Raw genomic sequence first — 23,571 nt, 5'->3', positions numbered from 1 at the left:
ATCAAGTCAGCTATTTCAATATATTGTGGCGTATTTTGATCGTACTACTCTAACTTGTCGAGGATCGCCAATTGTGCAGCTGCTAATCTTGCAACAGGCACACGGAACGGCGAGCATGAAACATAGTCAAAACCCGCAGCGCGACAAAAGGCGATTGATTCGGGGTTGCCGCCGTGCTCACCGCACATGGAAAGCGTCAAATCCGGCCGCGCTTTACGGCCTCTCTTGGCACCCAAAATAAGTAACTCGCCGACCCCATCTACATCAAGCGTGTGAAACGGATCCTCGGCAAAGACGCCTTGCGCTACGTAGTGCGACATGAAACGCCCGGCATCATCGCGCGACAATCCATACGTCATCTGGGTCAAATCGTTGGTTCCAAAACTCAAGAACGATGTACTTTCGGCGATGTCTTCCGCGCGTAAAGCGGCCCGCGGTGTTTCAACCATAACACCCAGCTTGTAATCAAAATCGACACCAGTTTCTGCACGCACAGCAGCAGCAACGGTATCCACCCGGGTCTTGACCAGCTCGACTTCGCGCTTGGCAGACACCAGCGGTATCATAATTTCTGGGACGATTGGCATCTCGGCGGTCGTTACATTGATTGCGGCCTCAAAAATCGCGCGCACTTGCATGTCATAAATTTCGGGCACGGTTATCCCCAAACGCACGCCGCGCATTCCCAACATTGGATTATATTCGCTCAACGCTTCGACACGTCGCGTCACATCAGCGAGCGGAATATCAAGCGCCTCAGCCAACGCGCGATGTCCTGCATGATCAGAGGGCAGAAATTCGTGCAAGGGCGGATCAAGAAGCCGCAAACAAACGGGCAAACCCGCCATCGTTCTAAAAAGTTCAGTAAAATCAGCACGCTGTACAGGCAACAAACGTTCAAGCGCGGCGCTGCGATCTTCACTGCTTTCCGCAAAAATCATTTCGCGCATCACCGTAAGGCGATCATCTTCGAAAAACATATGCTCTGTACGGCAAAGCCCAATGCCTTGAGCCAGAAACATCTTCGCAGTTTGCGCATCAGCAGGCGTATCCGCATTTGCGCGGATCCCGATATCACGCTCGTCATCGGCCCAACTCAGCAAGGTTTGAAAGGCATCATCAAGCGTTGCTTCGAGCATTGCCACAGATCCTGCAAGCACTTCACCATGCGTGCCATCAACCGTGATAAGATCACCCTCTTTGAACGTTCTGCCATCGGGCATGGTCAACATCTTTTTACGCAGCTGAAAACGCATTTCTGTTGCACCCACAACGCAAGGCAGACCAATGCCGCGCCCGATCACAGCCGCATGCGAGGTCATGCCACCACGTTCAGTGAGCACCGCTTTGGCCGCATGCATACCGCGGATATCTTCGGGCGATGTTTCTCGACGCACAAGAACACACGACTCACCACGCGCAGCTGCCGCCTGAGCATCCGCTGCTGAAAACACTATTTTTCCAGTTGCAGCCCCCGGGCTCGCGGCAACGCCGCGCCCTATAACATCGCGCACAACCGTACGGTCTACTTGTCTGTGCAACAATTCATTCAATGCTGAGGGCGGCACGCGAATGAGAGCCTCCTGACGCGTGATAATCTTATCTTCTGCCAAACGTACAACACTGCGCACCGCAGCGCGGCTTGTCCGCGACACACGCACGCCATCCAGAATATGCACGCGGCCATTCTCGATAACGAACTCTACCTGCATCTCTTCGCGCAGCTTTACGCGCATTAACTGGGCAATTTCGACTAAACTGCGAAATGCATCAGGCGCAAGCTCTTCAAGGGACGGCCCTCTGGCATCGCGCTCCAAAAACAGCGCCTTGGTGCCACCGGCAAGCGCATCCCGCCCTTGGCTCTGGCTCAAATAACGCCCCGTGAGCTGCTCCAGACCTGTCTCACGATCAATCAACTGCAGGACGCCCGATCCGCACTCGCCCTCACCGAATCCAAGTGCCATCGACTGTACGACCAGTCCTAGCCCCGCATCCGCAGGCGCGCCTTTACCTTGACGCAACAAACGTGCGGACGTGCCATCCCAAGCCCGCGCCATAGAGCGTAAAACTTCGGCCAATTGTACGGCGGGATCTTGCGGAAACGGCTCATCCGTTTCCTCTTCATATGCGCGCAAGGCAGCATTCAGAGCGACCTCGCCTTCAACGCCGATCTCATCAAAGACATCGGGATCCAACCGCGCAACGCTCAGGGAATAGGAATGCACAAATCGTGCATAAAGCGACGCAGCAATATCTTTGCCTAAACGCTGCGTAAAATCAGCGAGCCGCGCATCGTTCATTCCAATGTTCAAAATTGCCCCTGGGCCACCCCAATCAGGATCGCCAGACGAGGGCCGAACACAAAGCAATTCGCCTTCCTCAAAAGGCGACAAAAGCAACGCCATATCGGGCATTTCACCGCGTGCAATCTTGTGCACTGCATCAAACGACAAACCCACCGTGCGCGGCACAGGTAAGTCCAAGCGCACCAAACGCTGCAAACACTTCGTGCGCCCCCCGTGGGTTTGTGGTGACACTGGAGCTGTGGCGGTGATCAAGGTTGTGTGTGGGTTATTCTGCACTGCGGCATCCTCAAATGTTGCAGGCAGCATAACCTCGATTCTACATCGTGCAAGCGCAGCATATTCATACTGCTTCCTCTTTCCACAAATATCCCCGCCGGAGGCACAGGGCACACCCCAAAGGGTGTGCTTAAAAAGCGCGCGCGCCCCGCGCGCTCAATGTCTTAGCCCTCAACGCGCGTAAGATCCGCAACAGAACCGACAAGCTTGCGAATATTACTCAACAGGTTCAGTCGATTACGCCGCACCGTCGCGTTGTCAGAGTTGACCTGAACCGCTTCAAAGAACGCATCAATCGGCGCGCGTAGCGCCGCCATACCCGTCATAGCCGCAGCAAAATCTTCGGCTTTCAGCGCCGCTTCAATCACCGGAGCCTCAGCTGTCAAGACCTCGAACAATGTGCGTTCTTCATCAGTCTCGGCAAACTTCACATCTGCCCCGTATGAATACTCGACACCGTCCTTCTCTTCTTCTTTAGACAGAATGTTGTTCGCACGTTTGAAGCCTTGCAAAAGGTTCGTGCCATCTTCTGTCTTCATGAAGGCTTCCAAAGCAACCGCACGCTTGACCAAAAGGCCAAGATCATCATTGCCGTCCATTGCGATACAAGCGTCGATCACATCGTGTCGGACGCCCTGTTCGCGGAGATAGACTTTCAGGCGGTCGTGGAAGAACGACAGCAAATTCGCACTGTCGGCTTTATCATTTGCTAAGGCAAAAACACTGTCCAGAGCCAAAGATTTATCGTTTTCGATGACCAAACGAACAACGCCCAAAGCTGCACGACGCAGCGCAAACGGATCCTTGGAGCCTGTAGGCTTCTCATCAATCGCCCAGAAACCTGTCAGCGTATCAATCTTATCGGCCAAAGACACCGCAACAGACACAGGCGCTGTGGGCACATCATCAGATGGCCCCAATGGCGCGTAATGTTCTTGAGCCGCAGCCGCGACAGCCGCAGTCTCTCCCGCAGCCTCGGCATAGTAGCGACCCATCAAGCCTTGCAGCTCTGGAAATTCATAAACCATTTCGGACGACAAATCCGCTTTCGCCAAACGTGCTGCACGTTCAGCATCATCCGCCTCGGCGCCAACTACAGGGGCCAATTCGCGCGCCAAAGCCGCAATCCGATCTATCCGCTCTGCTTGCGTGCCAAGCTTGTTGTGGAACGTTACATTGGACAAAGCCTCTGTCCAAGACGACATATCTGCCAACGCGACGCGCAAATCATTTTCCCAAAAGAATTTCGCATCGGACAAGCGTGCAAACAGAACTTTCTGATTGCCCGCCAAAATCGTCGCGCCATTGTCTGTCGTTTCACGGTTCGCCACGGTAATAAACCGCTCGATCCGGCCCGTTTTCGGGTTTTTCACAGAGAAAAACTTCTGATGCTCTTTCATCGAGGTCTGCAAAACCTCTGGCGGCAACTCAAGGAAGTCCTCGGCGATCTCACCCATCAAAACAACAGGCCATTCCACAAGCCCTGCGACTTCGCGCAAAAGTCCTGCGTCCTCAACGACTTCAAGGCCGTTGGCGAAAGCTTGGTTCTTGGCGTCTTCCCAAATCGCATCGGCGCGCTCACCCGCATTCAATACAACAAAGGCACGCTTGAGCTGCGCCTCGTAGTCCTCAAATCCGTTTACCGTGATCTGTTTGGGATCCATGAAACGATGGCCGAAAGTTGTTTTGCCAGAGACAATGCCATCCACATCAAGGGGCACGACTTCACTGCCAGCCTCATCGCTCAATACGCAAATGATAGAGTGCAAAGGACGTACCCAACGCAAAGATCCACTGCCCCAGCGCATAGACTTTGGCCATGGGAAATTGCGGATCGTGTTTTCCAGAACCTCTGCAATAATCTCTGCCGCAGGACGACCCTGCTTTTCGATGCTCGCGAAATAGACGGCACCTTTGGGCGTGTCACGCTCTTCCAGCTGATCACGGGTCAGACCAGCGCCGCGCAAGAAGCCCTCAATCGCTTTATCAGGTGCGCCGACTTTGGGGCCCTTACGCTCTTCACGTACCGTTGGGCTTTCGCTCAAAACGCCCTCAACCGTCAAAGCCAAGCGGCGCGGCGTGCTAAATGCCGCGGCAGAGGCATAGGTCAAACCCGCCTCAACCATACCGTCCGTCATCAGCTTTTTCAGATCATCCGCCGCTTTGCCCTGCATACGTGCTGGGATTTCTTCGGAGAACAGTTCGATCAGCAGATCAGGCATCAGTTATTTCCTTCCAGCATTTCACCGGTAAATTCATCGCGGGGGGGACACGCCTCCCCTGTGGGCGAACCATCATAGGCTTTTGCGCCGCAATCGTTCAGCTCGTGCCAGATGTATCCGCGCCCGTCTTCGGTAATCGCCACAACGCGGTCCACACCATAAGCGATGTTCTTTTGCGCCAAGAATGTGAGGGCCGTACCCGCCTCCAACTCAGCCCCAATTGCTTCGGCATCAAAACAATCGAACCAGCCTGGTGCATTGCGCGGCTCGGCGTTTTCAAACGCGACATAAGTTTCGCTAAGCAAAGAGTGGCTCATCTGCGTGGTAAAACACGCGCGGTAACGAATGGGGGACGTATAGGCGTCAATCGCTTCGAACTGATCAAACAGGATCGGTTCCGGTTCTCCCGAGACAAGGCTGACAAGTTGTACATCGTTTTCGCCGCTCGCAGACACTTCTTCGTAGAACGCGTAAACCTGCAAATAATACATCGCACCGCCGGCTATGATTGCTGCAAACACGGTAAACCCCGCTAAAAATTGACCCATCCTCATTGGACGTATCCGCCCGCGCTCGTCTGGACAAAGGCATCAGCGCAGGCTTTAGCCAAGGTGCGCACGCGCCCGATGTAGGCTTGGCGTTCCGTCACAGAAATCACGCCCCGCGCGTCGAGAAGATTAAAGATATGGCTTGCCTTGATGCATTGATCATATGCGGGATGCGCCATGATGATGCGCTTGCCAGTCTTTGGATCTTCATGCTCTTGCGCCAGAATGTTGGCGCATTCGGCTTCTGCTTCCTCAAAATGACGCAGCAAAACTTCAGTATTGGCCACATCAAAGTTCCAACGCGCGTATTCTTCTTCGGTCTGCTTAAACACATCCCCGTAGCTGAGCGGAATAGGCGATTGTGGATCATTATAGGGCATGTCCATCACATGATCGCAGTCCAGAATATACATCGCCAAACGCTCTAAACCATACGTCAGCTCACCCGCGACAGGAGCGCAGTCATGGCCGCCGACCTGTTGAAAATAGGTAAACTGGCTGACTTCCATACCATCACACCAGACTTCCCAGCCAAGCCCCCACGCGCCAAGCGTCGGGCTTTCCCAGTCATCCTCTACGAAACGGATGTCGTGCATCTCCATGTCCACACCAATCGCCTCCAATGACCCTAGGTAGAGCGCCTGAAGATCCGGCGGGCTTGGTTTGATAACGACTTGATATTGATAATAATGCTGAAGGCGATTGGGATTCTCGCCGTAACGTCCGTCTGTCGGGCGGCGTGAAGGTTGCACATAGGCGGCTGCCCACGGTTTGGAACCAAGCGAGCGCAAAGTTGTCGCAGGGTGGAACGTCCCAGCACCGACTTCCATATCATAGGGCTGCATCACGGCGCAGCCTTGCGCTGCCCAATAGGCTTGCAGTCGCAAGATAATCTCTTGAAATGACTTAGGTTTTTCCAACTTCATGACGTTCGCCACCTGATAATTCGCACGCCTAAAGCGCTGTCGCGTCTGATTAGCTGTTGCATCCGCGAGGGTCAATCAAACAAGCCGTGCCACCGTTGCTCAGCACTCAATTGCCCAATTCACAATTTTGTTGCCAAATCCGGTGGACTATTGCCCAAAAATTGCCGAAAACCTCTCTCAATCTGCTCTTAATGCAGAGCCATACCACCAGATAATGTCCAAACACATCCAGCAGTTCGATGGCGAGGTCTCTTTCATGAAGCGCATTTTCCTGACATTTATTATGCTCTTGTTCGCGGCCATGCGCCCAGCATACGCGCAAGATGCCGCTTGGGTTCAGATTGAAGCGCAACCCAGCTTGAACGCAGCCGAAACGCGTGCGCGCGTTTATGCGGGTACGTTGCCTGATGTGAACGGCTTTTCACTCGGGGGTGGTTGGTACGCTATCGCGCTTGGCCCCTACTCCGCAGACGATGCAGAGACTGTTCTGCGGGAGTACCGACGCGCAGGACGGATTCCACGCGACAGTTTCATTGCATTTTCGGCATCGTTTCGTCAGCAATTCTGGCCCGTTGGTGCGAACCTTCTGAATGTGACACCGCTTGCACCGGCACTGACTTCCGAGCAAGAGGATACGACCGTCGCACAAGCGCCAGCCGCATCGGCACCGGCTCCTGAGCCCGAACCACTGGAAGCGGATGAAACGCTGCGCGAAGCCCGCGCGAGCGAAAATGCATTGAGCCGTGATGAGAAAAAGAACCTCCAGATCGCTCTGCAATGGGCGGGGTTTTACAATGCCGCGATTGATGGCTCTTTTGGTCGCGGAACGCGCGGCTCTATGTCAGCTTGGCAGGATGCCAATGGGTTCGAAGCAACTGGTATCCTAACGACCCTTCAACGTGCCGAGCTCTTCAAACAGTACAACGCAGTTCTTGACGGCCTTGATCTGCGCCTCGTTGAAGACCGGAGCGCAGGAATCGAGATTGCATTGCCTGTCGGTGCGGTTGGTTTTGACCGCTACGAGTCACCGTTTTCGCATTATGAGGGCACAGGCTTTGTGCCCGGTGCAAAAGTTATTTTGATCAGCCAAGCAGGCGATGAAAATACACTCTTCGGGCTTTACGACATTTTGCAAACCCTGGAAATCGTGCCACTCGATGGTCCGCGCGAACGCAGCAAACGCAGCTTCACACTTGTGGGTGAGAACGAGACGTTCGTTTCTCATACTGAAGCAAGCTTGAAAGATGGTCACGTCAAAGGCTTCATGCTGATTTGGCCAACGAAAGATGAAGAACGCCGCACGCGTCTGCTTGCGGAGATGCAGGTCAATTTCAACCGTTTGGACGGCGTCCTCGACCCGACAGCGGGGATGGATGAATTGCAGGCAATAGACCTCGTCTCCGGTCTGAAAATTCGAACACCAAAGTTGTCGCGCAGTGGTTTTTACGTTGCCTCTAACGGCTCTGCTATGACCAGCCTTGACGCAGTACAATCCTGTAGCCGCATCACGATCGACGGTGATTATGATGCAAAGGTGATCGCAACCGATGAGGCCAGCGGCCTTGCTTTGCTACGCCCAGATGAGGCACTCGCGCCCCAAGGTGTGGCCGCATTGCGCAGCGGCGCGCCACGCTTGAAAACAGATGTTGCCGTTGCAGGTTATCCGTTCGAGGGCGCTTTGAACGCACCGACGCTGACGTATGGCACACTCGCCGATCTCAAAGGGCTCAGCGGTGAAACAACGCTGAATCGTCTTGAAATGGATGCGATGTCAGGCGATGTCGGTGGCCCAGTTCTGGACAGCGCAGGTGGCATTATCGGCATGCTCGCCCCAAAGGAAATGAAAGGGCGCACATTGCCCGCCGGTGTTGGCTTCTCGATCCCGACGGAGGTAATCGCTGAAATGCTTTCCGGAGCTGGCATCACAGCCAACACCGCGACACAAAACGCAGCGCTGGATAATGAAGACCTCGCAAAACTCGCCGCGGACATGACGGTACTCGTCAGCTGCTGGGAATAGGTTAGTCCGCCAAGATATCAGGTGTAAGATGAATAAGCGTTGGCCCTTGATGGGCCAGCGCTTTTTTCATGTCTTGGGCTAGCGCGTCCAATGAGTGCGGCCGCGAACTCGCAGCACCATAGGCTTCTGCCAATTTGCAAAAATCAGGGTTACGCGCGACAACAGCATTCGGCGCAATTTGGCTGCGCACCATGGAATCTTCAATCTCTTTCAGCTTGCCATTATCCCATAAAATGATCGGCAGACTGAGGTTCAATTCCACTGCGACCCCCAATTCCTGCAACGTATATTGAAAGCCATAGTCGCCCGCGATTGCGACGACAGGCTGGTCTGTCGCGCCAATTTTACCGCCGATTGCAGCTGGCAGCGCATAGCCGAGCGTGCCAAATCCATAGGGGTGATGCCACAGCGACGGGGCGTCCATGTCCCAAACCTCTTTCGCCACATAAGCGAATTGCGTCATGTCAGAATAGATCAAGGCATCACTTGGCAGCATAGCTTTCAACGCATCACAAATTGGCACAATCCCCGGTCGTTCCGCATCTGTTTCAGCGCGCCAACGCGCACGGTATTGCGCAACATAAGCTGCGTCCCAACAAGGATCGCGATCATCAATGCGCGCAGGTATGGCAATCGCCATAGCGCGCATAAACGCCTCAGCATCGCCGTGTAACAACAAATCCTCAGCACGTCCCTGTGCAAGCACCGAAGGATCAAGATCAACGCGGATCATTGGGCAATCCTGCCCAAGTGTATCGCGCCAAAGATCCACTTCAGAAAGCTCACTGCCAATCACGATTACCAAATCCGCTTGTGCGAAAACGTCTGCGCTATCAGATCGCGCAAGCGTGCTGCCAAAGTACAAAGGCGTTTCAGGTGGAACAATTCCTCGCCCCGCATAGGTCGTAATACTCGCAGCCCCTGTCATACGTAAAAGATCCGCAACAACATCTGCGCCCGCAGCAGCACCGCCCCCAAAGACGAATATCGGTTTTGCAGCCTTTAGGATCATCGCCACGGCATCATAAAGTTGCGTATGCGAGACTTGCGGCTTTGCAGGCTTTGGCAACGCGGGGGGCGCACCATCTGCCATTGCTCCTGCCAAGGCAATCGGAACTTGAATATGTTTCGGGCGCGGCCGCGCAGTGGTAAATTCTGTAAATGCTCGATCTATCAACTGATACGTCGCACTTGGTGATCGCGCCTCATACGACCACTCACAGACTGTCGCAGCAGCCGCTTCTTGGTCAAGCATTTGATGAAGTTGGCCGCGTTTTGCCGATGTTTCATCCAGACAAGACGAAATTGCTAAAACTGGCACGCTATCGGAATAGGCCTGCCCTAGAGGTGTCATGGTATTGCACAGTCCAGGTCCTGTGATAACATACGCAACTCCGGGTTTGCCCGTTGCCCGCGCATAACCATCCGCCATAAAACCTGCGCCTTGTTCATGGCGTGCGAGCACGTGGGTGATGCCGGCTTCTTCGATGCCACGATACATTTCAACGTTGTGCACACCAGGGATCCCAAAGATCGTATCCACACCGCGCGCTTTCAGCATATGCGAAATCTGTGCTCCAAGTGGTCGCTGTGTCATGTCATCCTCTCCAAAATCCGACAGTCAGGATGGCATAAACCGCCAACAACTCCAGCCGCCCAATCAACATGCCAATGGCAAGCAACCATTTCGCCGTGTCATTCAAACCGCCAAAGTTGCCCGCTGGACCGATCTCAGGACCAAGGCCCGGACCAATATTCGCTAAGGCCGCAGCAGCACCAGAAAGTGCCGTGATCATATCGAGCCCTGTCAAACTGAGCGACACCGCAAGCACACCCAAAGTCACCATGAAGAAAACGAAGAAGGACATCACCGAACTTAGAACATCTTCGCCCACTGAACGGCCTTCATAGCGCGGCGAAAAAATGCCGTTTGGCGAATGAATGCGTTTGATTTGAGTGCTGATGGACGCGAACAAAAGCTGGTAGCGAAAGATCTTGACCGAGCAAGCAGTCGATCCGGCACACCCCCCGATAAGGCCGGCAAAGAAGAAAAGCGAGACAAGGAAAGAGCCCCACAGCATGTAATCCGCGCTCGCGTAGCCAGTGCCTGACACAATAGAAATGATGTTGAACAAGGCCCGCCGGAAAGCCGGTTCAAATGCACGATCTTGCGCCAAAGCGAGAACTGCCGCACAGATAATGACAAGCGCTGCAATCGTGATCAGAAACCCACGCACTTGGGCATCGCGAATGACTGCAAGATTATTGCCGTTCAACAGCTGCACGTAGCGTACAAATGGCAAAGCCGCGAGCACCATAAAAAAGGATGCGGCATATTCAATCGACCCCGAAAAAACGCCGAAAGACGCGTCATAATTTGCAAAACCGCCCGTGGCGACAGTCGTCATTGAATGTACTGTCGCATCAAATGCATTCATGCCAAGCAGCATGTAAGTCAGCGCACAAATCAACGTAATGCCAACATAGATATATGAAATCTGCGACGCGATAGCTGTCGCTCTTGGCAGGATTTTACCCATGGTATCAAAGCCTTCCGCGCGGAAGATCTGCATACCACCAACGCGCAACTCAGGCAAAAACACCATCGCGACAACAATGATACCCACGCCACCAATCCACTGCATAAGACCACGCCATAGCAAAAGGCCTTTGGGCAGTTCGTCTAATCCAGAAATGACGGTTGAACCAGTTGTCGTCAGCCCAGACATGGCCTCGAAAAACGCATCGACAAAGCGCAGCTCTGTGTCACCGAACATGAATGGCAACGCGCCAAAAAGCGGTAGCGCAAGCCAAACGCCTGTTGTCAGCAAAAAGGTCTGCTGGATGTTAAGACCTTCTTTGACGCCATTGGAGCAGGCCAAAGCCACCAAGCCGCCCACAAGAGAGGTGATCAATGCACTTTGTAAGAAAGCAGGCCAGTGCCCGCGTGCTTCGGCAAGGTCTACGAGCAATGGTAAGAGCATCGTCATACCAAGCATCATGACCAACAGGCCGATCACATATCCAACGGGGCGTAGGTCCAACATAGATCGCAGGCTTGGCCGAGGCCCCCTGCCCTGTCAAGCATCCGCGCGCGTATTCAGCGCGCAGACTGCTTTTGTGTGGTGTGGATGTATTAGATCATAATACCGCGGAAAACGTGACGCGGGATGTCTTCGCGGCGCAGGCCTTTGGCAGCCAGCTGCGCGTCGCTCATATCCATGTAGTATTGTAGCTCAGCCGTTCGTGCACGGGCGTGGCCCAACTCTACAAGAACATCCCAGATCGCAGTACCGATGCGCTTTAGGAAAGATGCGGAAGAAGAATTAGATGCGCTTGTTGCGCCGAAATCGAGAACTGCCATGTGAAACCTCACTACATGAATTACTGTTGTGAGTAATGTAGGCCCCTAGCTAAGTCATTGGTAGGGCAGTAACTTTGTTTATTCTGCATTGCAGCATTGCGCTGATTGCATTGCTCTCGCCACGTTAACCAACGTGATAAAGGGTGCTGAACAACTTGGGGTCGATGCTGGTCGCGGCAAAGCTTGGCCCTTCGGTCAGGATGCTGACAGCGTCATGACTGTGCAAGCTTTCTTGATGTGATGCGACCACACGGAAATCACCAATCCGCTCATCTTTGAGTAGTTGTTCACAGAAAAGACGCGCAGCATCCTCGACGAAGATGGGGTTAGCCGCGTTGAGTTCTGCAAAGGCTTGCTCATCCTCGCGCTTGACCATGACTTGTGTTTCAGTTGGCACAGCTTTGCGACAATGATCAATCAAATCCTCAAACCAGAGAATGGATTTACCGATCAATTCAACTGACACACGCGCCACAGAACGTTGCGAATGTGGCGTTGCCAACTGCCCACGGGTGCTGCGTGCGTGTTCGCTCAACTCTAAAGAGCAAGGACACGTTGAAGAATACACATAATCCACATGCATGAACTTCTGCCGCACCCCGTTCTTTTCCGTCATTTCCATCGAAATATCGTAGTATTGGTAGCCAGACAGCCCGGACCGCAGGCTCTCAATCTTCACAGGGAAGGAAAAGCGCATCTGCAGCCGTGCATCGAAGCTCTCAAGATCAGACTTGTAGTCATCCAGCGCCGCCTCAATCACGCCAAAGCTAAACGTTTCCTCTGCGCGTCGATAAAAGGTGCGCATGATGCGCGACATGTTGATCCCTTTTTTATCCGCTTCCAGACTGACCGTACCTGTTACAGAGGTCTCAAGTGTCAGATCACCGCCATGCTTGGTATGAAACCGGATGGGCAAGCGAAAATTCGAAATGCCCACATGCTGGATGAGCTGCTTTGACCCTCGAATAAGCGAGCTTGGTCCGTTCTGCAGATCTGGCAAGGTCGCCTTGTAAGCAGAATCAACGACGAAGTTTTCAGGATAGTCGTTAATAAGATCGGGATATTCGTTGCTGCCAATCAAGGTCCGTAATTTGGGATCTAGCGCATTGAGCTCTTGCGGGTTTGCGCCGCGCGCCCAGTTTATCAGGGCTGAAAACGCAGCTTGGGCCTCTTCGTGCGTGGCGATTTCATCTGCGACTGGCGTTTGAATATTCATTCCCGCCTCTCCCGAAAGCAATAACTCCGCCCATTATAATGGATTGTTTTCATAAGTTTCCATATTTTTCAGACACGCTTCGGTGCAAACGCGAAGTGAAGAGCGTCAAAAGTGACTTCCAAAGAATAAACAGGCTGTTACACAAAGGGGAATGTGCTTGTTAGAAAGAACCGTGATGAAGACGATACTTGATCTTGAGACATACCCGCTGGATCAGCCGGAAAGCCCTGAATATTCTGCCTTGGTCGCGCGGTGCCGCGACGAGCTGGCCCAAAACGGAATGTTCAATCTGGTCGGCTTTATGAAGACCGACGCGATTCAACAGACTTTGGATTATGCGTTGCCCAAGTTTGAAACAGAAGCTTTTCGTCACGAGCGCGCGCACAATATCTATTTCAAAAAGACGATCCCCGATGTCGCAGATAATTCCGCGCTGTATAACGAATTTTCCACGTCAAACCTGACACTTTGCGGCGATCAGGTCGAACCGACAGCAGTGACGAAGCTTTATGAGTGGCAACCATTTGTTAACTTCCTTGCTACGGTCATGGAACGCCCTGCTTTGTATCCGATGGATGACCCATTGGCGCGTTTGAACGTCATGGCCTATTTTGAAGGGCAAGGATTGAACTGGCACTTTGATCGCTCTGAATTCACCACGACATTGCTTTTGCAAGCACCCGAGACAGGAAGCACATTTCAATTTCGTACCGATTTGCGCAGCGCAGATGATCCCAATTACGAAGGCGTTGAGAAGCTTGTTCTTGGTCAGGACCCATTGGTGCAGTCGCTCGATGCGAGTGCGGGAACGCTCAATGTGTTTCGCGGTGTCAATACGCCACACTGTGTGACCCCTGCGCATGGACCGCGCCCCCGTGTTGTTACCGTGCTTACTTATTACGAAAACCCGGGCGCGCGGTTTAGCGACGAAGAAAAACTCGGCTTTTACGGGCGCACCGAATGATACCGCGCACCCGTTACCGCTGAGATATCACAAACCGATCCGGGTCAGGCGTGGGTGAGCGCCTGAAGTATGTCGTTGATCAAATCGTCAGGGTCTTCAATCCCAAGGCTCAGGCGCACAAGACCTGGCGTGATCCCCAGCATCTCTTTCTGATCCTGAGGAAGGCGCTGATGGGTCGTTGCAGCTGGGGGTGTCGCAATTGTTTTTGCATCTCCCAGATTGTTCGAAATCACAGCAATTTTCAGCGCATTCAACACACGAAACGCGGCCTCTTTGCCACCCTTCACATCAAACGCAAGCATTGTACCGCCATTGCCCATTTGTGACATGACCAACGCGTGTTGTGGATGGCTGTCGTGACCTGGGTAAATCAAGCGCTCCAGCTTTTCATGCCCTGCAAGCGCATCCGCCAATTTCGCTGCCGTGTCGCTTTGCGCGCGCACACGCAGGTCCATCGTTTCCAAGCCCTTTAGCATGATCCATGCCGTAAACGGGCTCATCGCGCCGCCTGTGTGCTTCATATAGGCTTCAACCTTGCCGCGGATCAGCTCCTGTGGACCAAGGATAATACCGCCAAGCGCACGACCCTGACCGTCGATATGTTTGGTCGCTGAATACACAACAATATCAACGCCCTGCTCTACCGCATTGGAATAAACCGGAGTGGCGAAAACATTATCTGCAATCACAAGCGCCCCAACAGCGTGGGCCATCTTGCTGACGGATTTAATATCGACAACTTCAAGCGCCGGATTTGAAATCGTTTCAAAGAACACGAGCTTTGTGTCTTCTCGAATTGCCGCGTTCCAAGCGTCAAGATCACGCCCATCGACCAACGTCACTTCAACGCCCATGCGCGGCAGGATTTCATCAAGGATATAGAGACAAGAGCCAAACAACGCCCGCGAACTGACGACGTGGTCGCCAGCGCTGAGGAACGCCATCAAAGCGCCGTTGACGGCCGCCATGCCAGATGCCGTTGCAAACCCAGCTTCACAGCCCTCGATAGCCGCCATGCGTTCTTCGAACATTGCGACCGTAGGGTTGCCGTAGCGCGCATAGATATATTCGTCAGGCTCTGCTTTGATGAAGCGTGCTTCGGCTTGTTCAGCGGTGTCGTAGACAAACCCTTGTGTCAGAAAGATTGCTTCGCTCACCTCATTCCATTGACTACGTTTGGTCCCGCTGTGCACCAGTTTCGTGCGCGTATTCCACTCTTCGCTCATGTCGTTCTCCTAGCGTGGAAGCATTGCTCCACGAAAAAACCCCGATGCGGTCAAGCAAACGGGGTTCCCGAGCATTGACCTTTTAGCGGCATATTTAACGTGGCCCACAATCCGGTATCAAATCGCCACATGGTTTATTTACGCCCGCCGCTGCGCAGCGTCAACGTGGATCGTTTTCGAGATCCATATATTTCTGCAAAGCAGCGAACTGCGCCCAAAGAAACCCGAACAAAAGGATCGGAAAACCAAAGGTCTCAATCTTGACCCACGCGTCTGTGGACATGGTCCGCCAAATGATCTCGTTACCGATGGCAATTGCGCCAAACATCATGGCCAAACGACGCGTCAGGATCATCCATCCTTCATGCGCCATGGGCAACGCGTCCGACAAGACAAAGGCCAGATAGCTTTTGCCTTGTATCAAACCAATCCCAAGGATCACCGCGAAGAAGCCATACACCAGCGTGGTTTTCATCTTGAAAAAGCGCTCGTCGTTGAAATACGCGGTGAGGCCACCAAAGAAGATCACCATGAAAGCTGTGAAAATCTGCATCCGGCTAAGCTTGCCCGTTAGGTACCAAAGGATCCCCATCGCGATCAGCAGCACAGGCACAAAAGCCACCGTCGCCATGATGAAGCCGGAGTATTCCGTGCCCGCAATCGTGTATGTGTTGTCGCGCATGCGCAAATACATCAGGAAAAACACCAACGTGGGGCCAAGTTCCAAAACCTGCTTCAAGATCGGATTGACGTCTTTTTCCTGTGCCATTCTGGCCCCCTTTTTCGGCGTTCAGCCTGCAAATTCCACGATCACCGCGCCAAGCGCAATAAGTGACATCAGCGCGATGCGCTTTGGGCCAACAGTTTCTTTTAAAACCAGCCAACCGATAAGCGCCGCGAAGACAGTAGATGTTTCGCGCAAAATGGCCGCTTCGCCCACCTTGTCAAGGCGCGTCGCCAGCATAATCGAGCCAAATGACGCAAATGCGATGAATGCTCCCGCTATTCCGCGTAACGCAAGTGGCGGCAATGCGGGTGGGTTTACCATTCGCCGGTAACGCAAGTAGGCGATTGGAGGGATTGCGATGCCATCGATAAAGAAGAACCATGAAAGGAAGGTAAAGGGATCTTGCGTCGCGCGAATGCCATAGGCGTCGTAAGTCGTATAAAGCGCCACGAAAAGCCCCGTCGCAAACGCAAGCCAAAGCGCGGGCAGAAGTGTCGCGCGGTCTTTGATGAGATACATATAGTTGTAAAACGCGAGGCCGAAGATCCCGCCGAGTAAGATGAATACGCCAAACCACTGCCCGAGCGTAAAGGTTTCGCCGAAAATAAGATACGCGCCGAACACCGTAAACAACGGTCCAGTTCCGCGTACGACGGGATAAACAACTGTGTAGGCACCTTTGGTATAGGCAAAAGCTTGCAGCAATTTATACCCAAGGTGGATCAGAAAAGCGCCCGCAAAGATTGGCCACATATGTGCTTCCGGCCAAGGCACAACAAAGAGTGCGAAGGGCATCGCGATAAGCCCGTAACTGGCGTCAATTGCACCTCGCGAGAGCCAAGGATCATGGCGGCCTTTTTGCAGAGCACCAAACACGGCATGCAGGAACGCAGCCATAATCGCGAGAATTAGAGCGACATCATGGCCTTGTGGCGTACCTTCGAGCGAAATCAGCCAGTCTGAGAGGGTCATGAAAAGGACGGTGGGGGCCAGCCCCCGACACGCTGCGCGCGTCCCCCCCGGAGTTTATCAAGAAAAATGAAGCTCAAAGAGTGCGGCCCGTGAGGGCGTTGGCAAAGTCCTCTGGATCAAACGCATCAAGGTCGTCAATTTGCTCACCCACCCCGATGGCATGGATTGGCAGGCCAAATTTATCAGCGAGCGCGACCAGAACACCGCCTTTGGCCGTGCCATCAAGCTTGGTCATCACGAGGCCAGAGACATCCGCCAATTTTTGGAAAGTTTCCACTTGGTTCAGCGCGTTTTGTCCCGTTGTCGCATCGAGAACCAGTAATGTGTTGTGCGGCGCGCTTGGGTCTTTTTTGCGGATCACGCGCACAATTTTGGAAAGTTCTTCCATCAGATCCGCGCGGTTTTGCAGACGTCCGGCAGTGTCGATCATCAACAAATCTGCGCCATCTGCTTCGGCCTGCGTCATTGCGTCAAACGCGAGGCTTGCAGGGTCTGACCCTTCCGGAGCCGTCAAAACCGGCACGCCTGCGCGTTGACCCCAGACTTGCAATTGTTCCACCGCCGCTGCACGGAAAGTATCGCCCGCAGCGATGACCACAGATTTGCCAGCCGCTTTGAACTGGCTCGCGAGTTTACCAATGGTTGTTGTTTTCCCTGATCCGTTGACACCAACCACCAACACAACTTGTGGCTTTTTGGGATAGATTGGCAGCGGCTTGGCCACAGGCTCCATAATGCGTGCAATTTCTGCAGCAAGGAGGTCTTTAATCTCAGCTGTGGAAAGTTTGCGCCCCATGCGCCCTTCGGCCATGTTCGCCGCGACACGAAGCGCCGTATCTACGCCCATGTCAGAACTGATGAGCAACTCTTCAAGCTGCTCAAGCATATCATCATCCAGCACACGCCGTGTCACCGTCTTGGGCGCGGAACGCCCCATAAGCCGACCAAGTAATCCTGGTTTGGCAGTTTCTGGCGCTTGAGCCTTCTGGGGGGCAGCTTCTTCAGTAATTATTTTTGCTGGCTCTGGCTCTGGCTCTGGCTCTGGCTCTGGCTCTGGCTCTGGCTCTGGCTCTGGCTCTGGCTCTGGCTCTGGCTCTGGCTCTGGCTCTGGGGAAATGCTTTGCGACTCAATTGCAAGCTCATTTTCGGGCCTAACTTCGCGCTCACCCGCGGCCTCTTCTTCCCCACCATCCTCGACAATCGCGTCTAATCCTTCCTCAATTTTTGAGGATGATTTGAACAACTTATCTTTTAGCTTTTTGAAAAAGGCCATTGGCAGAACTCCGCTAGTCCCCTTTCACCTAAAGGCGAATGACCACTTTTGAAAGAGCTTGCGGATTGAAACCTTACAACAAAAGACGCAACATCAGCGGCGCAAGCCGGAGGATTTGTTATGCATCGTCTTTTTCTGTCGTTCGCGCTCATTTTGAGCGCACTTGCGTCTCATGCTGCGCCATTGTCTGGTTCAAATTTCGAAAAATACACCACAGGCAAGACACTTTATTTTAGAGAGAACGGCCAGGTTTACGGAGCCGAACGTTATTTGCCCGGGCGACGCGTTGAATGGTCTTTTTTAGACGGACAGTGCAAGCAAGGCGAGTGGTACGAACAAAACGGAGCAATTTGCTTTGTCTATGAAGATCGCCCCGAACCGCAATGTTGGGAATTTGAAAAAACTTCGACCGGTTTGCGCGCTACATTTTTAGGCGGATCACAAAGTACCGAACTATACGAAGCCGAACAAATCGATGAGCCGCTCCATTGTGTCGGCCCGCAAATCGGTGTATGAAAATTTTGTTTTATCGAGTTTATTTTTCAAAATTTGTTTCAGTGTATCCCACGCAAAATAATCGTTCTGCGTGATTAGTTTTTTGTTTTCTCAAAAATATCATTTAATTATGTAATTTACACGCAATGCGAATTTACTCCTGTACAGATTGCAATCACAAATTGCGACTAGGTGCCAAGAACTGCGGCAGATGTCATCATCCGACGCCGGTTTTTAACCGCAAATTTGTTTACTTCTCGGCGTTGATTTTAGTCGGCTTGGGTATCGTTGCAGTATTTTGATTCGTAATTAAGCCTAGAAAAGTAAACGGTCGGTTAACAACTGCCTAAAAAAGGCTGCCTTGCTCCGAACTGTTAGATGATTTTTGCTCCTTCACAGAACGTTTCGCGCCTAGATCCAGAGTACCGTCTGCAAATTCAATTGCAAATAAAGCATGGTTTTTAGCTTCTTTTTGACGGGTGATGACACTGCCATCTGGTGCGCGCACTACAGCGTATCCACGCTCCAAGGTCGCCTTGTACCCTAGGGTTAATCGCAAACGATCTAGCGCTTCCAATTTATTTCGCTGCTGCATCTGCTGAACTTTCCCCGCATGAGAAAAGCGCGCTAGAAGAGCTGCCAAATCGCTTTTACGACGTTCGATTTGCGGCGAAAGCGTTATATTCTCAAAGCGCGTGGCTGTTTTGGCAAGATCATCAACAGCAGTGCGTGTGCGACGCTGCAACAGGGGCAAAAGACGCTCTGCACGATCATCAAGTCGTATTTTATGCCCTTGCAAACTACGCGCCAGAAGCGACGGGCGCAAAGCACCAGACGCGTGACTAAGCGAACTACGACACAAATTGACACGTGCCGTGAGGGCACTTGGCAAACGTGCTGAGGCGAGATCAAGCCGCTGTTGTGACTGGCCTAGAAGAGCATCTTTGCGCGGCAACGCTCGCGAAAGATCGCGCAGTTTTTCACCACGGTAGTTTAGCGCTGCGCGCATAGCATTGATGCGACGGCTTTCTGTTTCCTCCGACCGTGCAAGCAATTCAGCGCGTACAGGAACCGCGCGTTCCGCAGCCGCTGTCGGTGTCGGAGCGCGATGATCCGAAGCAAAATCGATGAGTGTGGTATCCGTCTCGTGCCCGACTGCAGATATCAACGGAATTTGGGAAGCCGCCGCCGCGCGTGCAACACTCTCTTCGTTAAAGCCCCAAAGGTCTTCGATTGAACCACCGCCGCGAGCCACGATAATCAGATCAGGTCGCGGCAACGCACCGCCCAAGGTAAAGGCGTTAAAACCTTCAATCGCGCGCGACACTTCAGGCGCACATCGCTCTCCTTGCACAGCGACTGGCCAAATCAGAACTTTGCGCGGAAATCGGTCACGCAAACGGTGCAAGATATCACGGATAACAGCGCCTGTCGGCGAGGTCACAACACCAATGACCTCAGGCAAAAATGGTATCTCTTGTTTGCGATCGAGATCGAACAATCCTTCCGCCGCAAGCTTTTTCTTGCGCTTATCGAGCATCGCCATCAATGCGCCCTCGCCCGCGACGGCGACATCTTGCACATTCATTTGGTACTTGGACTGACCAGGGAACGTCGTCAGGCGTCCGGTCGCGATGATCTCCATGCCCTCTTCCGGCATCACTGTCAGACGCGCCACCTGTCCTTTCCAAGCCGTGCACCCCAAAACAGAACGGTCATCTTTGATATCAAAATACAAATGCCCCGAACGCGCGTGAACCACGCGACCCACTTCGCCGCGAATGCGCACATGATCAAACGTGCCCTCTATCGTGCGTTTCACCGCTGATGAGATCTCGGAAACTGTAAATTCTGGTTCATTCGCCCCCTCACGGGGATCATCTAACAAATCGGACATCGTGCCTCGCTTGTGCATCGGATGCGTGCAGACTAGAACGCCCCAAGCGGAAGGCCAAGGTGCCGAAGACAGGAGTTTGCAATGAATATTCTCATTCTCGGTGGTGGTGGGCGCGAACATGCGCTCGCTTGGGCGGTCATGCAGAATCCCAAATGCGATAAGTTAATCGTTGCCCCCGGAAATGCAGGCATTGCACAGATCGCGACTTGCGCCTTTTTCAATATTGAAAACAGTGCAGAGGTCATCACATTTGCTGAATCCGAAGCAATCGATTTCGTAATCATTGGCCCAGAAGCGCCACTTGCCGCAGGCGTGTCAGACGATTTACGCGACGCTGGATTTCTGGTGTTCGGCCCCTCAAAGGCAGCGGCGCAATTGGAAGCTTCCAAAGCTTTCACGAAAGAAATTTGCATGGCGGCAAACGCACCTACCGCTGCCTATGCACATTTCACGGATGCTGCCGAAGCAAAGGCCTACATCACCGCGCAAGGCGCACCAATCGTTGTAAAAGCGGATGGTCTTGCAGCGGGCAAAGGCGTTGTTGTCGCGATGGCGCTTCAAGACGCGCTTGATGCTGTGGATGACATGTTTGGCGGCGCATTCGGCGGCGCGGGCGCGGAAGTGGTTATTGAAGAATTTATGGACGGTGAAGAAGCCTCGTTTTTCGTGCTTTGCGACGGCGAAAACGTTTTGCCCATCGGAACAGCGCAAGATCACAAACGCGTTGGCGAGGGCGACACAGGTCCGAACACAGGTGGCATGGGAGCTTATTCGCCCGCTCCTGTTTTGACGGATAACATCGCAACGCAAGCGTTGGAGCAAATCGTCAAACCCTGCATGGCCGAAATGGCCAGACGCGGCAGCCCTTATCAGGGCGTGCTTTATGCAGGGTTAATGATCAAAGACGGCGCACCACGTTTGGTCGAATATAATGCGCGATTTGGCGACCCTGAGTGTCAGGTTCTAATGATGCGCCTTGGCGGTCAGATTTTGGACCTTTTACAGGCCAGTGCAGAGGCGCGCTTAGACAAAGCACAAGTAAACTGGGCAGATGATCACTCCATCACTGTCGTTATGGCCGCGAATGGCTATCCTGGCGCATATGAAAAAGGATCTGTCATCAAAGGCTTAGATGCATTGGCCGATGACAGTCACAACGTGACCTTCCATGCTGGGACCGCTGAAAAAAACGGCGACATCATCGCGACGGGTGGACGCGTTTTAAACGTGACAGCACGCGGCGCGTCCTTGGTCGAAGCACATAAACGCGCCTATGACATGGTGGATACAATTGAATGGCCTGAAGGTTTCTTTCGCCGTGATATCGGCTGGCGTGCGCTCTAGATCAGGGGCACGTTGTTGAACGCGCTTGTAGCTTGGCTTTGCTAAATGAACCGGCATCGCGCGAGCTGATCTTCCCGTTTCGAAACTCCGAGATCATGATACGCGACCAATTCGCATCAGCGCTTACGATCTGAGCAACGCCATCGCACGTCAGAACGCCGCCAGAAATAAAATCTTCGCCGATACGGTGATTGGTCAGCCCAGTTTGATCTGCCACATGACGAAGCGCACCGTTCTCAAAACGCCAAATCCGAAGGGTTTTCGCAAGATGCGGACGGTCGATATAAGCAAGCTCTATTGCGCCATCCCCATCCAGATCTGCAGCGCCAAGAGGGGCAAGCCATCTGTTTGTTTGCCCGATATAAGGCGTCGCAGAAACGAGGCCGCTTTCATCGTAAATCGCCAAACGCGCACCCTGAGATATGCTGCTTTCAATCACGACAATCTCAGCGTCGCCATCAAAATCTACATCCACAAGTCGTGGCTCAAGGTCTTCGAAAACACGGGTTTCAGGCAAACGCAGTGTAATTGATTTGCCCGCATCGGTCACGATTTCGAGCGCGCCAAATTCAATGGCGTCGCCCAATATACCGTGCGCATAGCGTGTTGTTGGCTCTGAATAGCGCGCTTCTTTAACACCCGCAAACACAGGCGAAGCACATATCAGCGCCAAACAAAACGCACCGATCCGCATTAGATTTGCTTTTCAGGCATCTGAACAACCAAACCATCAAGTGCGTCTGTGACCTTGACCTGACATGTCAAACGCGAACGCGTTTCATCTGGCTCAAATGCGAAATCAAGCATGTCGACTTCCATGTCATCCTTGGCTGGTAGCTTTTCAACCCAAGCTGCGTCGACGTAAACGTGGCAGGTTGAGCATGCGCAAGCACCGCCGCAATCAGCTTCGATACCTGGAATATTATTGTCACGTGCGCCTTCCATGACCGTCATTCCGTTTGCAACGTCAACAACATGCTCTTTGCCGCCGTGCTCGATATAAGTAATTTTAGCCATTTTATCTGTCCTTAACTGATGTCTTACGCTTGTCTAAACACACAGGCGCAGGCGTTCCAGTCCCATTTGCGTCATTGTCCGCATCTTTAAAGCCGCACTGGCTCTACTCGTTCATCTATTCGCTAGGCCTGCGGTAAAAAAAGCGTTATGAAAATCACAGATCGTCACAAAGACGGCAAGCAGTGAGACAGGCGCGATGCACTACATCCCCTACGCATTCCCGCGCTTTGCGGTGATACGACGCGCCAGCGGCGTGGCTGCGCTGTGTCTTCTCGCGAGTTGTTCAGCACCTTTAGAAACCGTGACCAAAGCCGCGTTTAACGATGAGCCAGATCTGGTTTATACGCGCTCAACCCCTCCTCCGGGTGCCAAAGAAGGCAGCTGCTGGGGCAAGCACGTGACACCTGCTGAGCTAGAAACAGTGACCCACCAGATCCAGCTGCAACCCCCAGAGATTCGAACGGACGGCACTGTAAGCGCACCGGCGGTCTATAAAACGGAAACCTCGCAACGCATTGTCAAAGAACGCCGAGAGCTCTGGTTTGAAACGCCTTGCGCGCCAGTATTGACTGTCGAATTTGTTGAAACGCTTCAGCGCGCGCTAAAAGCACGTGGCCATTACCGTGGGAGCGTGTCTGGATACATCGATACGCGCACCCGTGGCGCGATCCGCAAGTATCAAGCGCCTCAAGGACTTGATAGCTCGATCCTTTCGCTCGCTGCGGCGCGTAAGCTTGGATTGATCGCCTACGATTTAGATCTCGAGGGTTAAACAAAA

Annotated in this window: 20 protein-coding genes and 1 riboswitch; of the genes, 5 read left to right on the top strand and 15 right to left on the bottom strand. The window is 53.1% G+C overall.

Annotation, left to right across the window (positions count from 1 at the left end):
- Nucleotides 1-44 precede the first annotated feature (44 nt).
- From ACTG3Z_RS00330 to ACTG3Z_RS00315, 4 genes are all read right to left on the bottom strand, one after another.
- Entirely contained in the window at nt 45-2,612 is a 2,568-nt protein-coding gene (locus tag ACTG3Z_RS00330; RefSeq protein WP_439140675.1) for a putative PEP-binding protein, read from the bottom strand.
- Between the two features lie 134 nt (nt 2,613-2,746).
- Nucleotides 2,747-4,804 (bottom strand): glycine--tRNA ligase subunit beta, encoded by a 2,058-nt coding sequence (glyS, locus tag ACTG3Z_RS00325; protein ID WP_439140674.1) that lies wholly within the window; start codon nt 4,802-4,804, stop codon nt 2,747-2,749.
- Complete coding sequence (locus ACTG3Z_RS00320) at nt 4,804-5,352, bottom strand: DUF6446 family protein (protein ID WP_375265517.1); 549 nt, start codon at nt 5,350-5,352, stop codon at nt 4,804-4,806. Before ACTG3Z_RS00320 ends, glyS begins: the two co-directional genes overlap by 1 nt.
- A gap of 2 nt (nt 5,353-5,354) precedes the next feature.
- On the bottom strand, nt 5,355-6,278 hold the full coding sequence (locus ACTG3Z_RS00315; RefSeq protein WP_439140673.1) for a glycine--tRNA ligase subunit alpha: 924 nt from the start codon (nt 6,276-6,278) through the stop codon (nt 5,355-5,357).
- 256 nt (nt 6,279-6,534) lie between these two features.
- Here ACTG3Z_RS00315 and ACTG3Z_RS00310 point away from each other — a divergent pair, with 256 nt between their 5' ends.
- Entirely contained in the window at nt 6,535-8,298 is a 1,764-nt protein-coding gene (locus ACTG3Z_RS00310) for a trypsin-like peptidase domain-containing protein (protein WP_439140672.1), read from the top strand.
- 1 nt (nt 8,299) lies between these two features.
- On the opposite strand, the gene ACTG3Z_RS00305 is transcribed toward ACTG3Z_RS00310, so the two are convergent.
- From ACTG3Z_RS00305 to folE2, 4 genes are all read right to left on the bottom strand, one after another.
- On the bottom strand, nt 8,300-9,895 hold the full coding sequence (locus ACTG3Z_RS00305; protein WP_439140671.1) for a 5-guanidino-2-oxopentanoate decarboxylase: 1,596 nt from the start codon (nt 9,893-9,895) through the stop codon (nt 8,300-8,302).
- 1 nt (nt 9,896) lies between these two features.
- Nucleotides 9,897-11,345 (bottom strand): TrkH family potassium uptake protein, encoded by a 1,449-nt coding sequence (locus ACTG3Z_RS00300; protein ID WP_439140670.1) that lies wholly within the window; start codon nt 11,343-11,345, stop codon nt 9,897-9,899.
- 89 nt (nt 11,346-11,434) lie between these two features.
- The gene (locus ACTG3Z_RS00295; RefSeq protein ID WP_439140669.1) at nt 11,435-11,662 is read right to left on the bottom strand and encodes a DUF1127 domain-containing protein; all 228 of its coding nucleotides are present in this window, start codon (nt 11,660-11,662) and stop codon (nt 11,435-11,437) included.
- Nucleotides 11,663-11,786: 124 nt separating this feature from the next.
- Nucleotides 11,787-12,878, bottom strand: a complete 1,092-nt coding sequence (gene folE2, locus ACTG3Z_RS00290; RefSeq protein WP_439140668.1) for a GTP cyclohydrolase FolE2 — start codon at nt 12,876-12,878, stop codon at nt 11,787-11,789.
- 175 nt (nt 12,879-13,053) lie between these two features.
- On the opposite strand from folE2, the gene ACTG3Z_RS00285 reads away from it, so the two are divergent.
- Complete coding sequence (locus ACTG3Z_RS00285) at nt 13,054-13,842, top strand: HalD/BesD family halogenase (RefSeq protein WP_439140667.1); 789 nt, start codon at nt 13,054-13,056, stop codon at nt 13,840-13,842.
- A gap of 44 nt (nt 13,843-13,886) precedes the next feature.
- Here ACTG3Z_RS00285 and metZ read toward each other — a convergent pair whose 3' ends face one another.
- The 4 genes from metZ to ftsY form a co-directional block, all read right to left on the bottom strand.
- Entirely contained in the window at nt 13,887-15,068 is a 1,182-nt protein-coding gene (metZ, locus tag ACTG3Z_RS00280; RefSeq protein ID WP_439140666.1) for an O-succinylhomoserine sulfhydrylase, read from the bottom strand.
- A gap of 62 nt (nt 15,069-15,130) precedes the next feature.
- Nucleotides 15,131-15,207, bottom strand: a riboswitch (SAM riboswitch).
- A 21-nt stretch (nt 15,208-15,228) separates the two neighbouring features.
- Nucleotides 15,229-15,837, bottom strand: a complete 609-nt coding sequence (locus ACTG3Z_RS00275) for an inner membrane-spanning protein YciB (RefSeq protein ID WP_439140665.1) — start codon at nt 15,835-15,837, stop codon at nt 15,229-15,231.
- Nucleotides 15,838-15,858: 21 nt separating this feature from the next.
- Entirely contained in the window at nt 15,859-16,767 is a 909-nt protein-coding gene (locus ACTG3Z_RS00270; RefSeq protein WP_439140664.1) for an EamA family transporter, read from the bottom strand.
- A gap of 73 nt (nt 16,768-16,840) precedes the next feature.
- Nucleotides 16,841-18,040, bottom strand: a complete 1,200-nt coding sequence (ftsY, locus tag ACTG3Z_RS00265; protein ID WP_439140663.1) for a signal recognition particle-docking protein FtsY — start codon at nt 18,038-18,040, stop codon at nt 16,841-16,843.
- A 120-nt stretch (nt 18,041-18,160) separates the two neighbouring features.
- On the opposite strand from ftsY, the gene ACTG3Z_RS00260 reads away from it, so the two are divergent.
- Nucleotides 18,161-18,556: a hypothetical protein gene (locus ACTG3Z_RS00260; RefSeq protein WP_439140662.1), complete on the top strand. Its 396-nt coding sequence runs from the start codon at nt 18,161-18,163 to the stop codon at nt 18,554-18,556.
- Nucleotides 18,557-18,881: 325 nt separating this feature from the next.
- Here the strand turns inward: ACTG3Z_RS00260 and xseA are convergent, their stop codons facing one another.
- Nucleotides 18,882-20,432, bottom strand: a complete 1,551-nt coding sequence (gene xseA / locus ACTG3Z_RS00255; RefSeq protein ID WP_439140661.1) for an exodeoxyribonuclease VII large subunit — start codon at nt 20,430-20,432, stop codon at nt 18,882-18,884.
- 81 nt (nt 20,433-20,513) lie between these two features.
- On the opposite strand from xseA, the gene purD reads away from it, so the two are divergent.
- A complete protein-coding gene (purD, locus tag ACTG3Z_RS00250; protein ID WP_439140660.1) occupies nt 20,514-21,776 on the top strand; it encodes a phosphoribosylamine--glycine ligase in 1,263 nt (420 codons plus the stop codon).
- Between the two features lies 1 nt (nt 21,777).
- Here the strand turns inward: purD and ACTG3Z_RS00245 are convergent, their stop codons facing one another.
- Nucleotides 21,778-22,470 (bottom strand): FG-GAP repeat domain-containing protein, encoded by a 693-nt coding sequence (locus tag ACTG3Z_RS00245; protein ID WP_439140659.1) that lies wholly within the window; start codon nt 22,468-22,470, stop codon nt 21,778-21,780.
- Entirely contained in the window at nt 22,470-22,793 is a 324-nt protein-coding gene (locus tag ACTG3Z_RS00240) for a 2Fe-2S iron-sulfur cluster-binding protein (protein ID WP_273510288.1), read from the bottom strand. The genes ACTG3Z_RS00245 and ACTG3Z_RS00240 overlap by 1 nt, the downstream gene beginning before the upstream one ends.
- A 196-nt stretch (nt 22,794-22,989) precedes the next feature.
- On the opposite strand from ACTG3Z_RS00240, the gene ACTG3Z_RS00235 reads away from it, so the two are divergent.
- Nucleotides 22,990-23,565 carry a peptidoglycan-binding domain-containing protein gene (locus ACTG3Z_RS00235; protein WP_439140658.1) on the top strand — a complete coding sequence of 192 codons (576 nt, stop codon included), beginning with the start codon at nt 22,990-22,992 and terminating at the stop codon, nt 23,563-23,565.
- Nucleotides 23,566-23,571: the final 6 nt, after the last annotated feature.

The organism is Planktotalea sp. (assembly GCF_965659345.1).
Classification (GTDB): domain Bacteria; phylum Pseudomonadota; class Alphaproteobacteria; order Rhodobacterales; family Rhodobacteraceae; genus Planktotalea.
The sequence above is the reverse complement of the archived record's forward strand: the minus strand, read 5'-3'. Positions and strand labels throughout refer to the sequence as shown.